General features: G+C 68.3%; 16 protein-coding genes. 7 read left to right on the plus strand and 9 right to left on the minus strand.

Annotated features, from left to right (window positions below; genetic code table 11):
* Nucleotides 1-12 precede the first annotated feature (12 nt).
* The 3 genes from SNE34_RS02785 to SNE34_RS02795 form a co-directional block, all read right to left on the minus strand.
* The gene (locus tag SNE34_RS02785; RefSeq protein WP_332614468.1) at nucleotides 13-837 is read right to left on the minus strand and encodes an isocitrate lyase/PEP mutase family protein; all 825 of its coding nucleotides are present in this window, start codon (nucleotides 835-837) and stop codon (nucleotides 13-15) included.
* Between the two features lie 111 nt (nucleotides 838-948).
* Nucleotides 949-1488 (minus strand): DUF2058 domain-containing protein, encoded by a 540-nt coding sequence (locus SNE34_RS02790; protein WP_332614470.1) that lies wholly within the window; start codon nucleotides 1486-1488, stop codon nucleotides 949-951.
* A gap of 2 nt (nucleotides 1489-1490) precedes the next feature.
* Nucleotides 1491-2444 (minus strand): M28 family metallopeptidase, encoded by a 954-nt coding sequence (locus tag SNE34_RS02795; protein WP_332614472.1) that lies wholly within the window; start codon nucleotides 2442-2444, stop codon nucleotides 1491-1493.
* A gap of 123 nt (nucleotides 2445-2567) precedes the next feature.
* Between SNE34_RS02795 and SNE34_RS02800 the strand changes: the two genes are divergently transcribed.
* Nucleotides 2568-3215, plus strand: a complete 648-nt coding sequence (locus SNE34_RS02800) for a response regulator transcription factor (RefSeq protein WP_332614474.1) — start codon at nucleotides 2568-2570, stop codon at nucleotides 3213-3215.
* Nucleotides 3216-3285: 70 nt separating this feature from the next.
* Here SNE34_RS02800 and SNE34_RS02805 read toward each other — a convergent pair whose 3' ends face one another.
* On the minus strand, nucleotides 3286-6402 hold the full coding sequence (locus SNE34_RS02805; RefSeq protein WP_332614476.1) for an Rne/Rng family ribonuclease: 3117 nt from the start codon (nucleotides 6400-6402) through the stop codon (nucleotides 3286-3288).
* A 478-nt stretch (nucleotides 6403-6880) separates the two neighbouring features.
* Here SNE34_RS02805 and SNE34_RS02810 point away from each other — a divergent pair, with 478 nt between their 5' ends.
* Nucleotides 6881-7873: an RluA family pseudouridine synthase gene (locus tag SNE34_RS02810; protein ID WP_332614477.1), complete on the plus strand. Its 993-nt coding sequence runs from the start codon at nucleotides 6881-6883 to the stop codon at nucleotides 7871-7873.
* 98 nt (nucleotides 7874-7971) lie between these two features.
* Here the strand turns inward: SNE34_RS02810 and SNE34_RS02815 are convergent, their stop codons facing one another.
* Entirely contained in the window at nucleotides 7972-8421 is a 450-nt protein-coding gene (locus SNE34_RS02815) for an energy transducer TonB (protein ID WP_332614478.1), read from the minus strand.
* Nucleotides 8422-8425: 4 nt separating this feature from the next.
* Entirely contained in the window at nucleotides 8426-8767 is a 342-nt protein-coding gene (locus SNE34_RS02820) for a 4a-hydroxytetrahydrobiopterin dehydratase (RefSeq protein ID WP_332614479.1), read from the minus strand.
* A 102-nt stretch (nucleotides 8768-8869) separates the two neighbouring features.
* Here SNE34_RS02820 and SNE34_RS02825 point away from each other — a divergent pair, with 102 nt between their 5' ends.
* The gene (locus SNE34_RS02825) at nucleotides 8870-9466 is read left to right on the plus strand and encodes an NfuA family Fe-S biogenesis protein (RefSeq protein ID WP_332614481.1); all 597 of its coding nucleotides are present in this window, start codon (nucleotides 8870-8872) and stop codon (nucleotides 9464-9466) included.
* Nucleotides 9467-9485: 19 nt separating this feature from the next.
* Nucleotides 9486-11204 (plus strand): hypothetical protein, encoded by a 1719-nt coding sequence (locus tag SNE34_RS02830; RefSeq protein ID WP_332614482.1) that lies wholly within the window; start codon nucleotides 9486-9488, stop codon nucleotides 11202-11204.
* 56 nt (nucleotides 11205-11260) lie between these two features.
* Here the strand turns inward: SNE34_RS02830 and SNE34_RS02835 are convergent, their stop codons facing one another.
* Together SNE34_RS02835 and SNE34_RS02840 are read right to left on the minus strand one after the other, a co-directional pair.
* Nucleotides 11261-11707 carry a c-type cytochrome gene (locus SNE34_RS02835; RefSeq protein WP_332614483.1) on the minus strand — a complete coding sequence of 149 codons (447 nt, stop codon included), beginning with the start codon at nucleotides 11705-11707 and terminating at the stop codon, nucleotides 11261-11263.
* 14 nt (nucleotides 11708-11721) lie between these two features.
* A complete protein-coding gene (locus SNE34_RS02840) occupies nucleotides 11722-12108 on the minus strand; it encodes a c-type cytochrome (RefSeq protein ID WP_425604442.1) in 387 nt (128 codons plus the stop codon).
* Nucleotides 12109-12420: 312 nt separating this feature from the next.
* Here SNE34_RS02840 and SNE34_RS02845 point away from each other — a divergent pair, with 312 nt between their 5' ends.
* Genes SNE34_RS02845 through SNE34_RS02855 form a run of 3 tightly spaced genes read left to right on the plus strand, consistent with a single transcriptional unit; the run spans nucleotide 12421 to nucleotide 20162 of the window.
* The gene (locus SNE34_RS02845; RefSeq protein ID WP_332614487.1) at nucleotides 12421-13587 is read left to right on the plus strand and encodes an efflux RND transporter periplasmic adaptor subunit; all 1167 of its coding nucleotides are present in this window, start codon (nucleotides 12421-12423) and stop codon (nucleotides 13585-13587) included.
* Between the two features lie 15 nt (nucleotides 13588-13602).
* Complete coding sequence (locus tag SNE34_RS02850; protein ID WP_425604432.1) at nucleotides 13603-17091, plus strand: efflux RND transporter permease subunit; 3489 nt, start codon at nucleotides 13603-13605, stop codon at nucleotides 17089-17091.
* Nucleotides 17088-20162 carry an efflux RND transporter permease subunit gene (locus tag SNE34_RS02855; RefSeq protein WP_332614488.1) on the plus strand — a complete coding sequence of 1025 codons (3075 nt, stop codon included), beginning with the start codon at nucleotides 17088-17090 and terminating at the stop codon, nucleotides 20160-20162. Before SNE34_RS02850 ends, SNE34_RS02855 begins: the two co-directional genes overlap by 4 nt.
* A gap of 110 nt (nucleotides 20163-20272) precedes the next feature.
* Here the strand turns inward: SNE34_RS02855 and SNE34_RS02860 are convergent, their stop codons facing one another.
* The gene (locus tag SNE34_RS02860) at nucleotides 20273-21490 is read right to left on the minus strand and encodes a TraB/GumN family protein (protein WP_332614489.1); all 1218 of its coding nucleotides are present in this window, start codon (nucleotides 21488-21490) and stop codon (nucleotides 20273-20275) included.
* Between the last annotated feature and the right edge of the window lie 176 nt (nucleotides 21491-21666).

Genomic DNA, 21666 nt, shown 5'->3' on the forward strand with positions numbered 1-21666 from the left:
CCCGTGGCGTGGCTATTGTCCGTTCCCGATGCCGTCGAACAGCGCATTGATCGAGCCGTAGTCCTGCGCCTTGCCCGATGACGGATTGGCGGTGTCGCCGCCTTGCAGAAAGCTGCTGGCAATCCCGGCGACGTGACCCATTGCCGAGATCGAAATCGCGGCGCCGGCGCTCAGTCGGCGCACGCCGAGCGATTCCAGTTCCGCGGCGCTTGGGAGGCCGGGCAAGCTCATCACGTTGAGAGGCAGTCCCGCGCTGGCAACCACTTCGCCGATCTGGTCGACATCGGCCAGGCCCGGCACGAACAGGCCATCGGTCCCGGCGTCGCGATAGCGCTTCGCACGGGCGAGGGTTTCCGCGACACGCTGGTCCTCGCCGACGAGCCCGCGCAGGTAGACATCAGTGCGGGCGTTGACGAACAGGTCGACCCCGCGCTCCGACGCCATGCGCTTGATCCGCTCGATCTTCGCAGCGAGCAGGTCGGGGCTGTCGGCGCCATCCTCGATATTGATGCCGACCGCGCCGGAGTCGATCACGCGGGCGACGTTGTCGGCAACGGTTGCCGCGTCGCTGGCATAGCCGTCTTCGAAATCGACGCTGAGCGGGACGCGGATAACGCGGGCGATGCTGGCGGCGGTATCGATCAGGCGCAGCACCGGCAGCTGGCTGCCGTCCGCGTAGCCGTTCGCCCAGGCCACGCCGGCGCTGGTGGTGGCGATGGCCCTGGCACCGAGGCTTTCGATCAGCCGGGCGCTGCCGGCATCCCAGGCATTGGCGAGCCGTAGCAAGCCGTCCTGGTGGAGGCGGCGGAAGGTGGCGGCGGGGGCGGCTTGGGACATGGGGTGCTCCGGGGCAGGTGGGGATTCCGGAAGGATTTCATGCGCGGCGGGGCGCGGCTCGCCGTTTTCGGACATGTACGCTCGGACATCTACGTCGAAACGGTCCGCCGCTTACCAGATCAGGTCGTCGGGGACTTCGAACTGCTTGTAGAAGTCGTCGTCGTCATCGTTGCTGCCGGACGCCGTCTCGCGGGCGTGGTCGAGCACGATCATGCTCGCGTCGCGGGCGTAGACCTTGTCGGCGGCGGGGCGGGGGATCAGCTCATGGCCGTGGTCGTGGCGGACGATCACCAGCGCGCCCTTGGCCAGTTGCGTGCGTTGCGCGTCGTCGACCAGCAGGCGCTTGATCTTTCCGTCGTCGTTGAAGGCGTAGGCGATCTCGCCGTCGCGCTTGAGCTTGGCGCCCTCGACGATCTGCCGCACCTGTGCGCGGGTCTCGTTGACCCGGGCCTGGGCGTTGCGTTCGGCGGCGAGGGCGCGGTCGCGTTCGGCGCGCTCGGTCTGCAACTGGCGGGCGTCGACCTTCGGTGATTCGGCGGTCGGCGGCGCCTTGCTGTGGCGCTGCCTGGTCTGTTCGCGGACGATCTGCGCAGCCTTGCTCTTCTTGACCAGGCCGGCCTTCAACAACTGGTCTTGTAGCGGGTTGCGCATGGTCAATCGCTGCTGGTCGCTGCGGCGCCCGAACCTCCGGCGTCGGCATCCCACTGCCGCAATGCGGCTTCGATCGCGTCGATGCCGCGGGCGGCGGCGTTGGGATCGAGCTGGGCGAGCGTGTCGCGTTCGCTGTGGATCACGTGCATGACCTTGGGCGTGGCCTCGGGCTTGTTGCCGGCGTAGGCGGCGAGGATCGCGCCGATCTCGTCCTGGCCGACCAGCGAGTACGACACCGCCGGCCAACCGGCCTTGAGGAACGCACGGTGGTCGGTCGGTGGGTATTGCTCGCCAGCGGACAGGTGCAGGCCGGCATCGTTGGCGGAGGTCTGGCTGGCGGCCGCCAGCGGGTGGGCGGGGTCAGGGGTCATCATCCACACGGTGTCGCCCCAGCCGAATACGTCGAAATTGACGTACTGCGCAGGTGCCGGGCCGCCCTTGGCGACGAAGGCGTGGGCGCCGAGCAGGCCGCGCTCCTCCAGGTCCCAGAAGGCGACGCTGACGCGGTGGTTGTCGAGCGGCTCCCGATTGAACCGCTCCGCGAGTTCCAGCACCACGGCGCTGCCGGACGCGTTGTCGGTGGCGCCCTTGCCTTCGCTGACGCGATCGGAATGGGCGCCGAGCAGCAGCAGCGGCGAGTCGGGATTGCCGCTGACATCGGCGATCAGGTTCTCGCCCGGTCCGTGCTCGCTCTCGAACGGCATCGCCTGCCACGCCAAGCCGAGCGACTCCAGTTGCCGCTCGATGACCTGGCGGCGGCCAGCGTTGTCAGCAGCGGTGGCGATCGCGTCGACGTCGGCCAGCCAGGCCTTGGCGGCATCGCTGGCCGGGGCCGGGGCGACGGTTTCGACTGGTGCGTCGCTACCCGACGTCGCCGTGCTGTCCTTGGGCGATTGCGCGCAGGCGGCAAGCAGCCCGAGCGAAACGGCGAGGGCGAGGCAGTGGCTGGGGCGCATGGAAGGTATCCATCGAGGCAATTGCCAAGTGTGCCCCAGCCACCTGGCGCTGTGGAGTGCCGCCTTGCACCCTCCGGGGTGCCCGCTTACCCTCGCGATAGGAGTGTTGGCAAGGGGAATGGAATGACCATCAGAGTTTTCATCGTCGAGGACCACGCGCTGGTCCGTACCGGCATGCGCATGATCCTGTCGGGTGAAACCGACATCGAGGTGGTTGGCGACGCCGAAACCGGCGAACTGGCCCTGCCGCTGATCCGCGCGCTCAAGCCGGCCGTGGTGCTGTGCGACCTGCACCTGCCCGGGATCAGCGGGTTGGAGGTGACCGAGCGGCTGGTCCGCGGTGACTGCGGTACGCGGGTGGTGATAGTGTCGGCGCTGGAGGACGGGCCATTGCCGCGGCGATTGCTTGAGGCGGGTGCCTGCGGCTACGTCGGCAAGGGCGGCGACGCGACGGAACTGCTGCGCGCGGTGCGCGACGTCGCCCGCGGGCGGCGCTACCTGGCCAACAGCATCGCCCAGCACCTGGCGCTGTCCGGGATCGATGGTGACGCTTCGCCATTCGACGGGTTGTCGCCGCGCGAGATGGAGGTGGCGTTGCTGCTGGCGCAAGGTTTACGGCAGGAGCAGATCGCGCGACGGCTGAGCCTGAGCGCGAAGACGGTCAACACGCACAAGTCGCGGATGTTTGAGAAGCTGGAGATCACCGACAGCATCGCGCTGGCGCGGTTGCTGGGACAGTACGGCTTGATCGAGCCGGCGCTGGCGATCTGACAAAAAAACGGGCCGCAAGATGCGGCCCGTTCTTCATGCTCGACCGGGATCGAGCGGGGTGACTTGACGGTCAGGCGTCGTGGCGCTGCCTGGTGTCGGTGTCGCCCTCGTCGGCGTGCTGACCGGTGACCGCGGCATCGGCCGGCGACGAGGTCGATTCGGCGTCGAACAGGCCGGCCGTACGCGGCTCGGCGGCCGGGTGCTTGCCGTTGCCATGGCTCTCGTTGGCGACCGGGGCCTGACTAGCATGCTCTATGTCGTCGCTGCGGTCGGACTTCACCGGCTCGATTTCCTCGGGTTCGCCCTTCGCCGGTTCGATCGCTTCGGGCGCGTTCGACGGCTCGACCACGATGGCGTCCTCGACCGGTTCCGGCTCGGGCACCACGGTGTCCTCGACCACTTCGGCGTCGACGATGGCCGGTTCGACGATGCTGGCCCCGACTTCGCGCGGCGATGTCGCCTGGACGGCCGCTTCGGCCGGGGTAGGCGCGGTGTTCGCCGTATCGACTGGTGTCGCGGGCGTCTCGGGTTCGGCGTCGACGGGCGCGGCCGGGGCCGGGGCCGATGCAGTCGCCACGGTCGCGGCCGGGATGGCCGCCGCCGCGGCGATGGCCGGCGTCATTTCTTTCACGGTCGCAGCGGACTTGGTTGCGTCGGCTTCCGGGGCAGTCGCCTCCGTGCGGTTCGGCTTTGCCGGCTTGGCGGCCGGAGCGCCCTCGTCATCGAAGTCGAACTCCGGCTGCGACCGGCTGGCGACCGGCTGGGCCTCGGCATCGTGGTCGCCTTCATCCAGCAGGGCGGTTTCCGGCGACGCGCCTTCGGCGGCCGCATGTTCGCCACCACCGCCACGACGACGACGACGACCACCACGACGGCCACGACGACGACGGCTGGCGCCTTCGCCGGCTTCGTCCTCGTTGTCGGCGGTCGCGGCCTTGTCGGCGGACTGCTGCGCGTCTTCGGCGACGGCAGCGGCCGCGGTTGCGACCTTCTCCCTGGCCGGGGCGTCAGGAGCGGACGCGGCAGCCGCTACCGCCGCGGCGCCGGCGGTGTCAACGACGGGGCTCTCGGCCTCGCGCGCGGGCCGCTCGCCGCGCGGCGTCCGCGGCGGCTTCGGTGCGCGGGTGGCCTGCTCGGTGTGGCCGGTGTCGGAAGTTTCGATGCGCTCCTCGACCTGCGGCTTGGGCTGCTTCTGCCGGCCCTGATTGCCGCCGCGACCTTTGCCCGACGCCGATGCGTCCTGGGCCTGGGGGGCAGCACCGTTGCCGCGGCGTTGCTCGTCACGGCGCGGCTCGTCACGACGCTGGCTGTCACGTGCCTGCTTGCCGCCACGGCGCTGGCCGCGATCGCCACGCTCGCCACCGCGCTCGCCACGGTCATTGCGATCACGCTCGCCGCGGCCGCGGCCGTCCTGCGAACGCGGGCCCGATGCGGGCTTGGCGGTCGTCGCCGACTCGCTGCCGCGGAAGAACCGCATGATCCGCTCGACCACGCCGATCGAATGGGTCGGCGCGACCACGGTCGGCGTCGGCGCCAGTGCGGCCGGGGCAGCGGCGGCGGCTTCGCGCGGCTCGCGCAACGGCGCCGGCTGGGCCGGCTTGACGTTGGTGACGATCGGCGCCGCCGGGATGTTCAGGTGGGCCTTGGTCAGCGCGTGGGTCGGCAGCTTGCGCGGGGTACCGCGGTGGTAGCTCGGCTTGCTGGTTTCCTCGCCCATCTCGTTGTCGCGGATGCGGGTGACCTCGTAATGCGGGGTCAGCAGCTGCTCGTCGGCGACGATCACGATCGGCGAGTCGTGGCGCTGTTCGATCTCGGCCAGCGCGCGGCGCTTCTCGTTGAGCAGGTAGTTGGCGATCTCGGTCGGCGCCTGTACCAGCACCTGCCCGGTGTTTTCCTTCATCGCGTGCTCTTCGGCCACGCGCAGGATCGACAGCGACAGCGACTCGACGCTGCGCATGCGGCCGTGGCCCTCGCAACGCGGGCAGACCAGCTGGCTGGACTCGCCCAGGCTCGGACGCAGGCGCTGGCGGCTCATTTCGAGCAGGCCGAAGCGCGAGATGCGGCCGACCTGCACGCGCGCGCGGTCCTGCTTGAGCGCGTGCTGCAGGCGGTTTTCGACATCGCGCTGGTGGCGGTTGGACGACATGTCGATGAAGTCGATCACCACCAGGCCTCCGAGGTCGCGCAGGCGCATCTGGCGGGCCACTTCCTCGGCGGCCTCCAGGTTGGTGTTGAACGCGGTTTCCTCGATGTCGCTGCCCTTGGTGGCACGCGCCGAGTTGACGTCGACCGCGGTCAGCGCCTCGGTCTGGTCGATCACCAGCGCGCCGCCGGACGGCAGCCGCACTTCACGCTCGTAGGCGTTCTCGATCTGCGACTCGATCTGGAAGCGGTTGAACAGCGGCACGTCGTCGGTGTAGTGCTTGAGCTTGCGCAGGTTGTGCGGCATCACCTGCTCGACGAAGTCGCGCGCCTCGGCGTACATCTCGTCGGTGTCGACCAGGATCTCGCCAATGTCCGGGCGCATGTAGTCGCGCAGGGCGCGGATGATCAGCCGCGACTCCTGGTAGATCAGGAACGGCGCGGGCTTGGTCAGCGCGGCCTCGGCGACCGCCTTCCATACCTGAAGCAGGTAATCGAGGTCCCACTGCAGCTCTTCGGCATCGCGGCCGACGCCGGCGGTGCGGATGATCACGCCCATGTCGTCGGGGATGGCCAGCGCGTCCATCGCCTTCTTCAGCTCGGCGCGGTCCTCGCCCTCGATCCGGCGCGAGACGCCGCCGGCGGTCGGGGAGTTCGGCATCAGCACCATGTAGCGGCCGGCCAGCGAGATGAACGTGGTCAGGGCGGCGCCCTTGTTGCCACGCTCTTCCTTGTCGACCTGGACCACGACTTCCTGGCCTTCGCGCAGCAGTTCCTTGAGGCCGGCCTTGTTGTGGTCGACCCCGGCGGCGAAGTAATCGCGGGAGATTTCCTTCATCGGCAGGAAGCCGTGACGGTTGCCGCCGTACTCGACGAAGGCGGCTTCGAGCGAGGGCTCGAGGCGGGTGATCTTGCCCTTGTAGATGTTGGACTTGGTCTGTTCTTTCGAGGGTTGCTCGATGTCGATGTCGTACAGGGTCTGGCCATCGACGGTCGCCACGCGCAGTTCTTCTGCCTGCGTCGCGTTGATCAGCATGCGTTTCATTGTTGCGTTCCTCGCGCGCTCGAACCGCGCGGAACGCCTGGCGTCTCGCTTCTGGACAACCGGGTCCCGCCTTCGCGACGGCTGCAGGGTGGCTCCGGGGAGCGGGTTCCTGCGCACGCTGGCGTGACCTGACAATTTTCCAGCGCTACAACACCACGGCGGGCCGCGGGAGCGCTTGCTTGTTGCATTCCTAAACTTTCGGGGCCGGCGACCGCGTTCAGCAAGGATCTGCCTTGGCGTCGCTCGGGGCGTGTTCATCACAGGCGGTTTGACCCGCCGGACGAGGGTCGGTTCCGCCGGACCGTCGCTGCTAACATGGCTGTCCCGAGGACAGTGGTCAGGCGCGGGCCGGAATCGCAGGTCGGGCTTTTGGCCCTGCGTCCCGGCGCTGCAGCGTGTTGGCGCGGCGACGGGAACAACTCCCTGCGAAATCAAAACCTTATCTCGCGTCGCGAGTGTATCAGATAACCCTTTGCGGATGACCCATTCAGCCCCCAATCCCGTCGGTGACAACCGCACCGGCGCCCGTGTCGTGCGGGTGCCGGACGACCGCGCCGGCCAGCGGCTCGACAATTTCCTCCTGGGGCAATTGAAAGGTGTTCCCAAGTCGCTGATTTACAAACTGATTCGCTCCGGACAGGTGCGGATCAACGGCGGTCGGGCCAAGGCCGAGCGAAAGCTGGAGGGCGGCGAGGAGGTTCGTATACCGCCGGTTCGTCTCGCCGAAGCGGGAGACAAGCCGACGCCGCCGACGGGGTTCATGAATGCGCTGGACGCGGCGATCGTCTACGAGGACGCCCGGCTGCTGGCGCTGAACAAGCCCTCGGGCGTGGCCAGCCACGGCGGCAGTGGGATCAGTTTCGGCGCGATCGAGACCTTGCGGTCGCTACGCCCGAACCAGTCGCTGGAACTGGTCCACCGGCTTGACCGCGACACCTCGGGGCTGTTGATCGTCGCCAAGAAGCGCTCGGCGCTGACCGAGATGCAGATGCTGATGCGCGAGGGCAGCAGTGGTGGCACCGGCTTCCGCAAGCGCTACCTCGCTTTGCTGGGTGGGCGGATGCCGGACGGGGCGATGAGCGTGGACGCACCGCTGCATGTCGGCCTGCGCCAAGGTGGCGAGCGCCACGTGCAGGTGGTCCGCACCGGCAGCACGGCGGGCAAGGCGTCGCTGAGCCATTTCCAGCTACTGGAGCGACGTGGCGGGCAGTCGTATTGCGAGGTGCGGATCGAGTCAGGGCGTACCCATCAGATCCGGGTGCATGCGCAGCATATCGGCCATGCGGTGGCCGGCGACGACAAGTACGGCGATCCGGCGGTCAACAAGCGGTTGCGCGAGCAGGTGGGGCTGAAGCGGTTGTTCCTGCATGCCTCGACGCTGGAGTTCGCGCTCGACGGTGGCAAGACCCCGTACCTGCTGAATGCGCCGCTGGCGCCGGAACTGCTCGACGTGCTGGACCGGCTTATGTAGGAGCGACATCAGTCGCGACCTGTACATCACCCCAGCGTTCGGCGGGTCGCGACTTACGTCGCTCCTACACGGTATTCGCCTCGCGAAAGACCGGCCGCTTACCCCTGCTCGTCCAACTGGAAGCACATGTCCGGGCGCATGGTCGGCGGCTCGAAGGTCACCGGCACGCGCAGGTCGGTGGTCACCGGGTTGCCGTTGCGGGTGCCGGGGCGGAATTTCCAGGCCTTGACCGCGTCCATCGCCGACTGGTCGAGCACTGGCTGGCCACTGCTGTTTTCGATCCGGATGTTGACCGGGCTGCCGTCGATGCCGATTTCCATGATCAGGCCGACCGTGCCACCGATGTCGGCGCAGGCCAGTTCCGGCGGATAGACCGGCGGCGGCGTATCGACCGCGGCCGGCTGGGTCGGCGCGATCGCCGGGGTCTGGACTGGCCCTTCGCAACCGGTCAGCAGGGCGAGCGACAGCAGCATGGCGCCGCACGCGGCAGCGCGCGGCCATGTGCGGATCGAAAGGTTCGCGATGGCGGCAGTCGTGCTCGGGTTCATGGCGTCACTCCGTCAGGGCGTCGGCCTTGGCCGCGCAGATGAAATCGTTCTCGCTGAGGCCGCCGACGTCGTGAGTCGAGTAGCGCACCACGCAGCGATCGTAATGCACGCTCAGGTCGGGATGGTGGTCTTCGCGGTTGGCGACGAACGCCAGCGCGTTCACGAAGGCGATGGTGCGGTAATAGTCATCGAACTTGAAGGTCTTGCTCAGCGTATGACCATCCTCGACCAGTTCCCAGCCGGGGATCTCCGGCAGCAGTTCGCGTACGCGGGCCTGGGGAAGCTTGTGTTCGCTGCCACGACGGGCGATGCAGTGGGCGCGGGCGAGGGGGATCAGGTCGGTCATCGGGGTTCCTTGCGGCGGGCGCGACTGAATGGTGTGCGATCGACGGCGGTCGGACGGGGCGGATGCGCACTGGTATAGCGTGCAGACCGTTAGAATAGCGGCATGATCCAGATTTCCGAATCCGCCCAGAGCCATTTCCGCAAACTGATCGAGCGCGAGGCGCTGCCCGGCCTCGGGGTGCGCCTGTCGGCGATGCACCCCGGCACACCGCGCGCGGACGTGCGCCTGGAGTTCAGCGAGCCCGGCGACCTGAAGGGCGACGAATGGGCGATCGACTGCGACGGCTTCACCCTGTGGCTCGACGCGGCCAGCGTCAGCTATCTGGACAGCGCCGAGATCGATTACGAAACCCGGGCTACCGGCGGCCAGCTGCAGATTCGCGCGCCGAAGATCAAGGGCGTGGCGCCGGGCGAGTCCGCCTCGCTGGTCGAACGGGTGAACTACCTGGTCGAGAACGAGATCAACCCGCAGCTGGCCAGCCACGGCGGCCACGTGGCGGTGCAGGAAATCACCGCCGACGGCGTGGTCGTGCTGCGCTTCGGTGGCGGCTGCCACGGTTGCGGGATGGCCGACGTGACCCTCAAGCAGGGCATCGAGAAGACCCTGCTGGAAAAGGTGCCCGGGGTAACCGCCGTGCGCGACGCGACCGACCACGACACCGGCGCGGCCCCGTACATCAGCCGAGACAGCGCGGCCTGATCGCGGTTGCGCGTCGTTGATGATCTCAGCCGACGCCCTGATCCGAGCGGTGCAATTGCGCATGCAGGTTGCGCGGCGTTGGCTGCGGCCGCCAGGAGAGCTCCCGACCGGCTGGCAGCAGTGGTTCGACGCGATGGGCGAGCGCGTCGGCGCGGTGACCGGCGCCAGCGCCGAAGATATCGTCGCGGTGTTGATGCAACGGCCATTGGCGGTGGCGCCGGGCCGGGCGGCCGAGCTCGGTCGCTGGCAGGCGTTCTCCACCTTGTGGCGGCAGGAATGGCATGCACAGGAATCCGCCGACGAGCGTCGTTGGCACTGGCTGGCCGCCAGCCTGACGGGATGCTGGCATCTGTTCCTGGCCGGAATGCTGGCGTGGCTGATGTACCTCGAACTGATCAACGCCGCGCATCCGCCGCCGAAGGGCGAAGAGATGGTGGTGCAGATCGAGTACGTCGGCGACGGCACGCCGGAGGACGTCGGTGGCGGACCCGAGCCGGAAACGACCGAGCCGATGGAGGCGGTCGAGCCCATCGAGCCCATGGAAGCGGCGGAACCGTCGGAAGCGGCATCGCGATCCGAAACGACAATGCCGGCACCGGAGCCGTCTCCGCGGCCGTTTCCGTCGCCGGACGTGCCGGTGCTGCCGCCGACGGTATCGGCGCCAACCTTGCAGTCGCCGCCGCCGGAACTGGTCGAACGCGAGGTGCCGCAGACGACGCCACCCGAGGTCGCGCAACCGTTGACCGTCAGTGAACCGGTGCCGGACCGCAGCGAGACGTTCGTGCTGCCCCCGCCGACGCCGCGGATCGACGCGCCGGCACTGCAGATGCCCGAGTTGAGCGCGCCGAGTCCGGCGCTGGAAATCGTTGAGATACCGCGGCCGCAACCCCGGGTGCCGCGTCCGTCGGTGCAGCCGATCGCGCAACCGCGGATTACGCAGCCGGTCCTGCAGCCGAAACCGGCCGAAGTGATCGTTCGCGACGTGCCGGCCCCCGAAGTGCCAACGCCGCCGCGCGCGGTGGTGCCGGTGCTGGCGCCGACGCGGCCGGACGCGCCGAAACTCGAAGCCGTGGTGCCGCGGGTACGGGTCCGCGAGATTCCCTCGCCACCCCGGCCCGTGGCGACGGCGCCGGCCAAACCTGCACCGACGCCTGCCGCCGAACCTCGCTCGGCACTCGAAGTCGCGCCGACCGAGGTCGAACCGGTCGCGACCGCGGGCCCCGAGGAAACGCCCGCCCCGGGTGCCTGGCCAACCCCGGAGCGCGCCGACGACTGGGGCGCGGCCGCGCGCGAGCGTCCGGGCGCGCAGAAGGGCGAGCCGCCCGGGCTGTACGACAGTGACGGATCCGTGCGCCTGGCGCAGACCCCGGGTTCGGCGTCGCCAGGCTTGCCGCCGGGCACCATCACCGAGGAAATCGACGACCTCGACCGTGCCGGCACCTGGCTGCGGCGTCCGCCCAACGACTACGAGCCGACCGCCTTCGCCGAGTACTGGCGCCCGAACGAGACGTTGCTGGAAGAGTGGGTGCGCAAGAGCGTCACTACCATCCGCATCCCGATCCCGGGTACCACCAAGTACATCGAATGCACCACGGTGATGCTGGTCATGGGCGGGGCGTGCGGCATCGGCGATCCCAACCTCAACGAGCAACCACCGACCGCGCGACCGCCACCGGACATCCCGTTCAAGCCGGAACTGCAGAAAGGCAACGGCAGCGCGCCGCCGCCCGCCGGCTAGGCAAACAAAAAGCCCGCACGAATGCGGGCTTTTTGGTGGGTTCCGCCGGACCTCAATCAGTCATGCGCCCCATGCAGCGTGACCAGCTCGCCTTCGCGGCTGCTGAACCAGACGGACAGGTCGGCGATCTGCTGGTCGGTCAGGGTCTTGGCCTGGCTCGACATCAGCGCGTGTTCGCGGTTGCCGTTGCGGTATTCCTGCAACGCATGGGCGAGGTAGTCGGCGTACTGATTGCCCAGCTTCGGATAGGTCGGGTCGATCGGCGCATTGCCGTTGGCACCGTGGCAGTCGATGCACGACTGGCCGGTGGCCTCGCCCTTGGTATTGGCGAGCTTCTCGCCGGCGGCGATGTTGCCCTCGGGCAGGCCGGCCGACGACGAGGTCGGGGCCGCGTGTTCGGTGGCTTCGGCGTGATCGGCCGGGGCTTCCGAATTGGAGCAGGCCGACAGCGCCAGCGCGGCGGCGAGCAGGGCAGGGGCGATGGCGAAGGTGCGGATCGTCATGGTCGTCTGCTCACTCACTTCAGGCTGGAAAGGAAAGCGGCGATGTCGGCGATGTCCTGCTCCGAGAAACTCTCGGCCTGGGCCTGCATCGTCGGGTGCTGGCGCGTGCCCTGCTGGTAGGCGGTCAGCGCGTTGACCAGGTACTGGGTCGACTGGCCGCCGATCTTCGGTACGTGGTAGTTCGGATAGGCGTTCTTGTAGCCGACGATGCCATGGCAACCCTGGCAGGTGTAGGTCAGCATGCGGCCGCTCTCGACATCGCCGACCACGGCGCTGGAAGCGGCCGGGGCCGCAGCGGGCGCGGCGACGGGCGCCGTGTCCTGCGCTTGGACCCGGGCTGGGAAAGCGAGGGCGAGGGCAGCGGTGGTAAGCGCCAGGGCGGCGATCGTCAGCGGTCGCATCATGTTAGTCCGCAATCTCTTGTTGGCTGGCAAAGGATGTTGCTGGCGGTTCGCGATTCACGATCGCGATGCACAATCCGCGCAGTATAACTTGGGAGCGGTTCGCAACGAAGCCGCGCACCACGCCGGGGGCTGCACCGGCCTCGCAATGCAGCCCCGGCCACCGTCGATCGACGGTCAACCGACCCCGGGTGCCAGCGTTCACCATGACCTTCGGCGCATGGGATCCGGGTGCGTCGGTGATATACCTATATACAACACCGGTATACAGCCGGAACCACCACGCCTGCCACCTGCCCCGGGGTCCATCCGATGCGCCACCAAATCTCCCGCCGCGCCCGCGGCAACGTCCTTTCCGGCGCCTTCGCGCTGTCGTGCCTGCTGGTCGTGTCGGCCTGCGGCGGCGGCTCGCCCGGCGAAGCGGAAGCCAAGGAAAACGGAAAAAAGGAAGTCGCGGCAGTCCCGGTCGAGGTGGCCGCCGCCGTCCATCGTCCGGTCGCCGCCAGCTACACCGGCACCGCCCCGCTGGAGGCGCCGGCCGAATCGCAGGTGGTGGCCAAGACCTCGGGTGTGGCCCTGAGCGTGTTGGTCGAAGAGGGTGACGTGGTGAGCGCCGGGCAGACCCTGGTGCGGCTGGATTCGTCGCGTGCCGAGTTGCAGGCGGCGCAGACCGCGGCGCAGATGAACAAGTTGCAGAACCAGTTCGCCCGCGCCGAGAAGCTGGCCAGCGAGCAATTGATTGCCGCATCGGACCACGACCAGATCCGCTACGACCTGGCCAATGCGCGCGCGGCCAATCGCCTGGCCAACCTCGAACTGTCCTACGCCAACGTCAAGGCGCCGATCAGCGGCGTGGTGGCGTCGGTCACGCCGAAGCCGGGCAACTTCGTGCAGATCAATACCCCGATCGTGCGCATCGTCGATACCTCCGAGCTGGAAGCGGTGCTCAACGTTCCCGAGCGTGAGCTGGCGACGCTGCAGCAGGGCCTGCCGGTCAACCTCAAGGTGGACGCGCTGCCGGGCAAGACCTTCGAAGGCACGGTGGACCGCATCTCGCCGGTGGTCGACGCCGGCAGCGGCACGTTCCGGGTGATTGCCGCGTTCGACAGCGACGGGCTGCTGAAGCCCGGCATGTTCGGCCGCATCAGCATCGACTACGACAAGCGCGCCAACGCCCTGGTGGTGCCGCGTTCGGCGCTGCTCGAAGGCACCGGCGATGCCGCGGTGTTCGCGCTGCGCGATGGCAAGGTCGCGCGTGTGCCGGTCCAGCTCGGCTACCTCGATGGCGAGTGGGCCGAGATCCGCGAGGGCATCAAGCTTGGCGACCGCGTGGTCGTCGCCGGCAAGAGCGCATTGCGCGACGGCAGCGAGGTCACCGTGGTCGGCGAGCCGGACAAGGCACAGGTCGTCGAAGCGAAGGGCGAGACGGCCGCTGCCAAGCAGGCCGCCGGCCAAGCCACCGCTGCCACCAACAACTAAGCCGGGACGCCCCTCGTGAGCGACGCCAAAGACTCCTCCCCGCACGTGCCGGACTCGCACGCGCCGCGCAGCTTCAACCTGGTCGAATTTTCCACCCGCCGCCGGGTCACGGTGGCGATGGTGACGATCACCTTCCTGCTGTTCGGCCTGATCGCGCTGAGCAACCTCAAGGTCAACCTGCTGCCCGACCTGAGCTATCCGACCCTGACCGTGCGTACCGAGTACGCCGGCGCAGCGCCGTCGGAAATCGAGACCCTGATCAGCGAGCCGGTCGAGGAGGCCGTCGGCGTGGTCAAGGGGCTGCGCAAGCTGAAGTCGGTGTCGCGTACCGGCCAGAGCGACGTGGTGCTGGAGTTCGCGTGGGGTACCGACATGGACCAGGCCAGCCTGGAGGTGCGCGACAAGATGGAAGGCGTGCAGTTGCCGCTCGAAGCCGAGCCACCGGTGCTGCTGCGCTTCAATCCATCGACCGCACCGATCCTGCGGATCGCACTGTCGGCCAAGGCCGAAGGCGACGCCGAGCGCCAGCTGACCCTGTTGCGTCGCTACGCCGACGAGGACCTCAAGAAGAAGCTCGAACCGGTCGAGGGCGTTGCCGCGGTCAAGGTCGGCGGCGGCCTGGAAGACGAGATCCAGGTCCTGATCGACCAGCAGAAGCTCGCCCAGCTCAACCTGCCGATCGACACCGTGATCGAGCGCCTCGCGCAGGAGAACGTCAACGTCTCCGGCGGCCGCCTGGAGCAGGGCTCGCAACGTTACCTGGTGCGCACGGTCAACCAGTTCGCCAGCGTCGAGGAAATGCGCGAGATGCTGGTCACCACCAGCAGCGGCGGTGACAGCGCGGCGCAGGACGCGGCGATGCAGATGGCGCGGGTGGCCGCGGCCACCGGTTCGGCCGATGCGATGGCCGCGGCGGCGTCGGTGCAGAGCGCGTCGTCGGGCGATGGCTCGGTGGTCGCCGGTGGCATGCCGGTCCGGCTCAAGGACGTGGCGACCGTCACCCAGGGCCACAAGGAGCGCGAGGCGATCATCCGCCTGGGCGGCCAGGAAGCGGTCGAGCTGGCGATCTACAAGGAGGGTGACGCCAACACCGTCGCCACCGCCAACGCGATCCACGAGCGGCTCGAGCAGATCCGCGAGGAGGTCCCGCCGCAGTTCGAGCTGACCGTCATCGAGGACCAGTCGGTCTTCATCGAGCACGCCATTGCCGACGTCAAGAAGGACGCGGTGATCGGCGGCCTGCTGGCGATCCTGATCATCTTCCTGTTCCTGCGCGATGGGTGGAGCACCTTCGTGGTCGGCCTGTCGTTGCCGGTGTCGATCATCACCACGTTCTTCTTCATGGGCCAGCTCGGCCTGAGCCTCAACGTGATGTCGCTGGGCGGCCTCGCGCTGGCCACCGGTCTCGTCGTCGACGACTCGATCGTGGTGCTCGAATCGATCGCCAAGGCGCGCGAACGCGGCCTCGGGATCCTGCAGGCGGCGATCACCGGCACCCGCGAGGTCAGCATGGCGGTGGTCGCCTCGACCCTGACCACGATCGCGGTGTTCCTGCCGCTGGTCTTCGTCGAGGGCATCGCCGGCGAGCTGTTCCGCGACCAGGCGTTGACCGTGGCGATCGCGATCGGCATCTCGCTGGTGGTGTCGATGACCCTGATCCCGATGCTCAGCGCGCTCAAGGGCCGGCCGCCGATGGCGTTCCCGGAAGAGCCGCCGCATCCGCAGTGGCAGCCGAAGTCGAAGTTGCAGAAACCGTTGGCGCTGGCCGAGCGCGGCGTCAGCGCCGGCACCCGCGGCGGGTTCTTCGGCCTCGCCTGGGTGGTGGTGAAGCTGTGGCGCGGCCTGAGCGCGGTGGTCGGTCCGGTGATGCGCAAGGCCAGCGACCTGGCGATGGCGCCGTACGGTCGCGCCGAGCGTGGCTACCTCAAGTTGCTCCCGGGCGCGCTGCGTCGGCCGTGGCTGGTGCTCGGCTCGGCGGCGACCGCGTTCGTGCTGACCTTGTTGCTGGTGCCGATGCTGGGCGCCGACCTGATCCCGCAATTGGCGCAGGACCGCTTCGAGATGACGGTCAAGCTGCCCCCAGGCACGCCGCTGCACCAGACCGACGCGCTGGTCCGCCGGCTGCAGCAGGAACATGCGGATGCTGCCGGCATCGAGTCGATGTATGGCGTCAGCGGCAGCGGCACGCGGCTGGATGCGAGTCCGGCCGAGAGCGGCGAGAACATCGGCAAGCTGACCGTGGTCATGGCCGACGGCGGTAGCGAGGAGGTCGAGGCAGCCACCACCGAGGCGCTGCGTGACAGCATGCAGTCAAACCCGGAAGCGCAGGTCGACTTCAGCCGGCCGGAGTTGTTCAGCTTCTCGACGCCGCTGGAGATCGAGCTGCGCGGGACCGAACTCGAGGCGATCGAGGCCGCCGGCCAGAAGATGGCGGCGATGCTGCGGGCCAACCCGCACTACGCCGACGTCAGCTCGACGGTGGAACAGGGTTTCCCCGAGATCCAGATCCACTTCGACCAGGAGCGTGCGGCGGCCTTCGGCCTGACCACGCGCGAGGTCGCAGACGCGGTGGTCAAGAAGGTCAAGGGCGAGGTGGCCACGCGCTACAGCTTCCGCGACCGCAAGATCGACGTGCTGGTGCGGGCCCGCCAGGCCGACCGCGCTTCGGTCGACGATATCCGCAACCTCATCATCAACCCCGGCAGCAATCGCGCGGTGCGGCTGTCGTCGGTGGCGGACGTGGTTTCGACCACCGGCCCCAGCGAGATCCACCGCGCCAACCAGGAGCGCGTGGCGATCGTCTCGGCCAACCTGCGTGACATCGACCTGGGCAGCGCGGTGGAGGAGGTGCGGCAGATGGTCGCCGAGAATCCGCTCGCGCCGGAGATCGGCATGCACATCGGTGGCCAGGGCGAGGAGCTTTCGGCCGCGATCACCTCGCTGCTGTTCGCGTTCGGGCTGGCGATCTTCCTGGTCTACCTGGTGATGGCGTCCCAGTTCGAGTCGCTGCTGCACCCGTTCGTGATCCTGTTCACCATCCCGCTGGCGATGGTCGGCGCGGTGCTGGCGTTGCTGCTGACCGGCTCGTCGGTGTCGATCGTGGTGTTCATCGGCCTGATCCTGCTGGTCGGGCTGGTGACCAAGAACGCGATCATCCTGATCGACAAGGTCAACCAGTTGCGCGAGGCCGGCGTGGCCAAGCGCGAGGCGCTGGTCGAGGGTGCGCGTTCGCGCCTGCGGCCGATCATCATGACCACGCTGTGCACGCTATTCGGCTTCCTGCCGCTGGCGTTGGCGTTCGGCGCCGGCGCCGAGGTGCGCTCGCCGATGGCGATCACAGTGATTGGCGGGTTGCTGGTGTCGACCCTGCTGACCCTGGTGGTGATCCCGGTGGTGTACGACCTGCTGGACCGTCGCGCCGACGAGCACTACCGCGAACGCGGCCGGCGCGCGGCGATGCTTGGCCATGGCGCGGGTGAGGGCGACGCGGAGCAGCCGGCATGAGCGTCGCCGAGTTCAGCCTGAAACGGCCGGTCACGACCATCATGCTGTTCGTCTCGATGTTCGTGATCGGGCTGATCGCGGCGGTGCGGCTGCCGCTGGAAGCATTGCCGTCGCTGACGTTCCCCGGCGTGTTCATCGAGTTGCCGTATCCGGGCTCGACCCCGGAGGAAGTCGAGCGCACGATCCTGCGCCCGGCCGAGGAAGCGCTGTCGACGATGAGCGGCCTGGACCGCATCGAGGGTCGGGCCAATTCCAATGGCGCCTCGCTCCAGGTGTTCTACTCGGACTGGGAGACCGACGTGCAGATCGCGGCGTCGGAGGCGCGCGAGCGGCTCGATGCGATTCGCGATGAACTGCCCGACGACCTGCAACGCTATTTCGTCGGCAACTTCTCCACCGATGACCAGGCGATCCTGCAGGTTCGCCTGGCTGGCGACCAGGATCTTACCGGCGCCTATGAAATGCTTGAGCGCGAGTTCCAGCGTCCGCTGGAGCGCGTGGCCGGGGTGGCCAAGGTCGACATCGCCGGCGCGCCGCCGAACGAGGTCGAGATCGCGATCACCCCCGAGCGGTTGACCGCGCACGGACTCAGCCTCAATGAGCTGAGCACGCGGCTGCAGGCCTTGAACTTCTCGTTGTCCGCCGGCGAGATCGAAACCGGCAGCGGGCGCCTGCGGGTACAGCCGGTCGGCGAGCTCACCGACCTGGATGAGCTGCGCAACCTGGTGATCAACGACGCCGGCTTGCGGCTGGGCGACATCGCCGAGATCCGGATGAAGCCGCAGCGAATGGACTATGGCCGCCGCCTAGATGGCCGTGCGGCGATCGGCCTGGACATCTTCAAGGAGCGCAACGCCAACCTGGTCGCGGTGTCCAGCGCCGCGCTGGCCGAGATCGAGCGGATCCGCGCCCAGCCCGAGTTGGCCGGGATCGAGGTCAAGATCATCGAGAATCTCGGCAAGGACGTCACCAGCTCGCTGCTGGAGCTGGCCGAGGCGGGCGGCGTCGGCCTGGTGCTGTCGATCGCGGTGCTGTTCTTCTTCCTGCGCCATTGGCCGTCGACGCTGATGGTGACCCTGGCGATCCCGATCTGTTTCGTGATGACGCTGGGCTTCATGTACTTCGCAGGAGTCACCCTCAACGTGCTGTCGCTGATGGGGCTGCTGCTCGCGGTCGGCATGCTGGTCGACAACGCGGTGGTGGTGGTCGAGAGCATCTACCAGGAACGCGAAAGAATGCCGGGGCAGCCGATGCGCGCCTCGATCGTCGGCACCCGCAACGTCGCCATTGCGTTGTCGGCGGGCACGCTGTGCCACTGCATCGTGTTCGTGCCCAACCTGTTCGGCGAGGCCAATGACATCAGCATCTTCATGTCGCAGATCGCGATCACCATCTCGGTGTCGCTGCTGGCGTCATGGCTGGTCGCGGTCAGCCTGATCCCGATGCTGTCGGCGCGGATGAAGACGCCGCCGGCGGCGCGCGACGAGGGCGGTGCCATCCACCGGCTGCAGGCCCGTTACGCCCGCTTCCTGCGCTGGACCCTCAACCACCGCGGCTGGAGCGTGCTGGGCATCCTGATGATCGTCGCCATCAGCATCGTGCCGATGACCCAGACCAAGTTCGAGATGTTCGGCGGCGGCGAGGAAGCCGGCGAAGCCAACGTGTACTACCAGTGGAACGGCAGCTACACCAAGCAACAGATCTCGGACGAGGTGCTCCGGGTCGAACAATTCCTCGACGCCAACCGCGACCGTTTCAAGATCGAGCAGATCTATTCCTGGTACAGCGAACAGGGCTGGGCCGGGACAGAGGTGACCTTCGACGAGTCGATCGAGGACACCAAGTCGCTGGTCGAACAGATCGGCAAGGAGCTGCCGAAGTCGGCGCGCGCCGAGATCGGCATCGGCGAGCGTGGCGGCGGTGGCGACCAGGGCGGCAACGTGCAGGTGCAACTGGTCGGCGACTCGACCGCGACCCTGGTCGAGCTGGCTGAGTCGATCGTGCCGATCCTCGCCCGCAACGAGGAACTGCGCGACGTGCGGGTGGACAGCGGCGACCAGAACAGCGAGCTGGCGCTGCGGGTCGACCGCGATCGCGCCGCCGCGTTCGGCTTCAGCGCCCAGGACGTCTCGCAGTTCGTGTCGCTGGCCCTGCGTGGCGCGCAGTTGCGTGATTTCCAGCAGGGCGACAACGAGGTGCCGGTGTGGGTGCGGTTCAAGGATGCGGAGGAGTTCGGCATCCAGGACATCGCCGGCTTCACCGTGCGCTCGCCCGACGGCCGCACCGTGCCGCTGATGGCGATGGTCGACGTCAACGTGCAGCCGTCGGCGACCGAGATCCGCCGCACCAACCGCCAGACCACGCTGGCGATCCAGGCCGGGCTGGCCGGCGAGACCACCGTGCCGGAGGCGCGCGAAGTGATGGAGCGTGCGATGGAAAGCGTCGCGTTCCCGGCGGGCTATGGCTACACCTTCGAGGGCAGTGCGTTCGAGCGCGACAACGAAGCGCAACAGCAGATGTTCTTCAACCTGATCATCGCGCTGGTGATGATCTACGTGGTGATGGCGGCGGTGTTCGAGTCGCTGCTGTTCCCGGCTGCGATCATGAGTTGCGTGCTGTTCTCGGTGTTCGGTGTGTTCTGGCTGTTCTGGCTCACCGGCACCACGTTCTCGGTGATGGCCTTCATCGGCATCCTGGTGCTGATGGGCGTGGTGGTGAACAACGGCATCGTGATGATCGAGCACATCAACAATCTCCGGCGGATGGGTAAGTGCCGCACCGATGCGCTGGTCGAGGGCAGCCGCGAACGCTTGCGGCCGATCATGATGACGATGGGCACGGCGATCCTGGCGATGGTGCCGATCGCGTTGAGCGACACCCAGGTGCTGGGCGGGCTGACCTACTTCCCGATGGCCCGTGCGGTGGCCGGCGGGCTGGCGTTCTCGACCGTGGTCAGCCTGCTGTTCCTGCCGACGATCTACGCGATCCTCGACGACATGCGCAACGGCACCGTGCGGATCGTGCGCAAGGCGCGCGGCGGATCCGTCCAGGGGCAAACGCAGCACGCTTGAGCGAACGTCGGACCCTCGTAGGAGCGACGTGAGTCGCGACCTGTACATCGCCTCGAGGGTTCGGCGGGTCGCGACTCACGTCGCTCCTACACGGGGGTGCGGGCTACTCCTCAGAACAACGTATTCAACATCTGCAGCCCACCGGTCCACACCCCGATCGCGGTGCCCAGGCTGGTCAGGAAGAAGTTCAGCAGCACCCGCGCGACCCGGTTTCGCCACCAGCCGCGCACGGTCTGCACGTCGTCGCGCAGGGCCATGAAGTCGGCGTAGGTCGGCTTGCGCAGCCAGGCCTCGGTCAGTGCGCTGAGGGTGCCCGATGCCAGCGCCGGGTGCAGCGGGGTGATCGGCGAGGCGAGGAATGCGACCAGGATGCTCAACGGATGGCCGCCGGCGATCGCGCAACCGATCGCACCCAGCACGCCGGTCGCCAGCACCCACTGCAGCAGCAGGTCGGAACCGACATCGAGCCCGCCCTGCCAGAAGCCCCAGGCAAAGCCGCCGACCACGAAGGTCGCCAGCACGATGGTGAACCACGGGATGCCGCTCTTGGGCGGCAGCGCTTCGAGTTCCGCGCGGACCGCATCCGCCGGTCGAGTTTCCTCGCGCAGGTGTTGGGCGAGACCCTGCAGGTGGCCGGCGCCGACCACCGCCAGCACCTCGCGGGCATCGCCAGCGGTCTCGCGCAGGCGCGCGGCCATGTAGCGGTCGCGTTCGGCGATCACGGTTTCGTAAATTGCCGGACTTTCGCTGGCGAACTCGCTGAAACTCGCTTCCAGCATGTCGCCCTGCTTGAGCTTCTCGATCTCCTCGGCGCCGACATCGTCGGACGCGAGCAGCGAGGCGAGCAGTCCGCCGCCGAGCTTGGCCCGGCCCCAGAAGCCCAGCCGGGCCGAGGCGCGCTTGAAGGTCAGGCCGACCTCGCGATCGATCAGGTGCACCGGCAAGCCACGTCCCCGGCCGTCAAGGACGGCCTGCTTCAACTCTGCGCCGGGTTCGATGCCCAGTTGCTCGGCCAGCCGCCGCTGGTACGCCGACAGCGCGAGGTTGGCGGCGAACATCGCGGTGCGGCCGCTGCGCAGGACCTGGATCAAGTCGAGCTTGGCCAGCGCGTTCGGATCGCTGAGTGCCTGCAGCCGCGCCTCGTCCAGCTCCACCGCAACTGCGTCGTAGTCGCCGCCGGCGATCGCCTCGCGCACCGCTTCGACGCTGGCCCGCGACACGTGGGCGGTGCCCAGCAGCGTGTAGCGGACGCCGTCGCGCTCGACGATTGCGTGCGGCTGGCCCTGCAACACCGCGTCTTCCGACAGCAACTCAGCCACGGCGGACACCCGCGGTGGCGACAATTGGGCGACAGGGAAGGGGGCGGGAAATGGCTGCGGGCATGGGGGATCGATTCGGGGCGCGCGGCGCGTGCGGTGCCGTCTGCGCGGGTGCGGGATGGGCGCGTCGGTGCGCGTGAACAGCGCAGCTTAGGGCTTGGCCGCAGGCCCGGCAAACGCCGCCG

Origin of the sequence: Novilysobacter erysipheiresistens, from assembly GCF_036663935.1 — a bacterium.
GTDB lineage: Bacteria > Pseudomonadota > Gammaproteobacteria > Xanthomonadales > Xanthomonadaceae > Novilysobacter > Novilysobacter erysipheiresistens.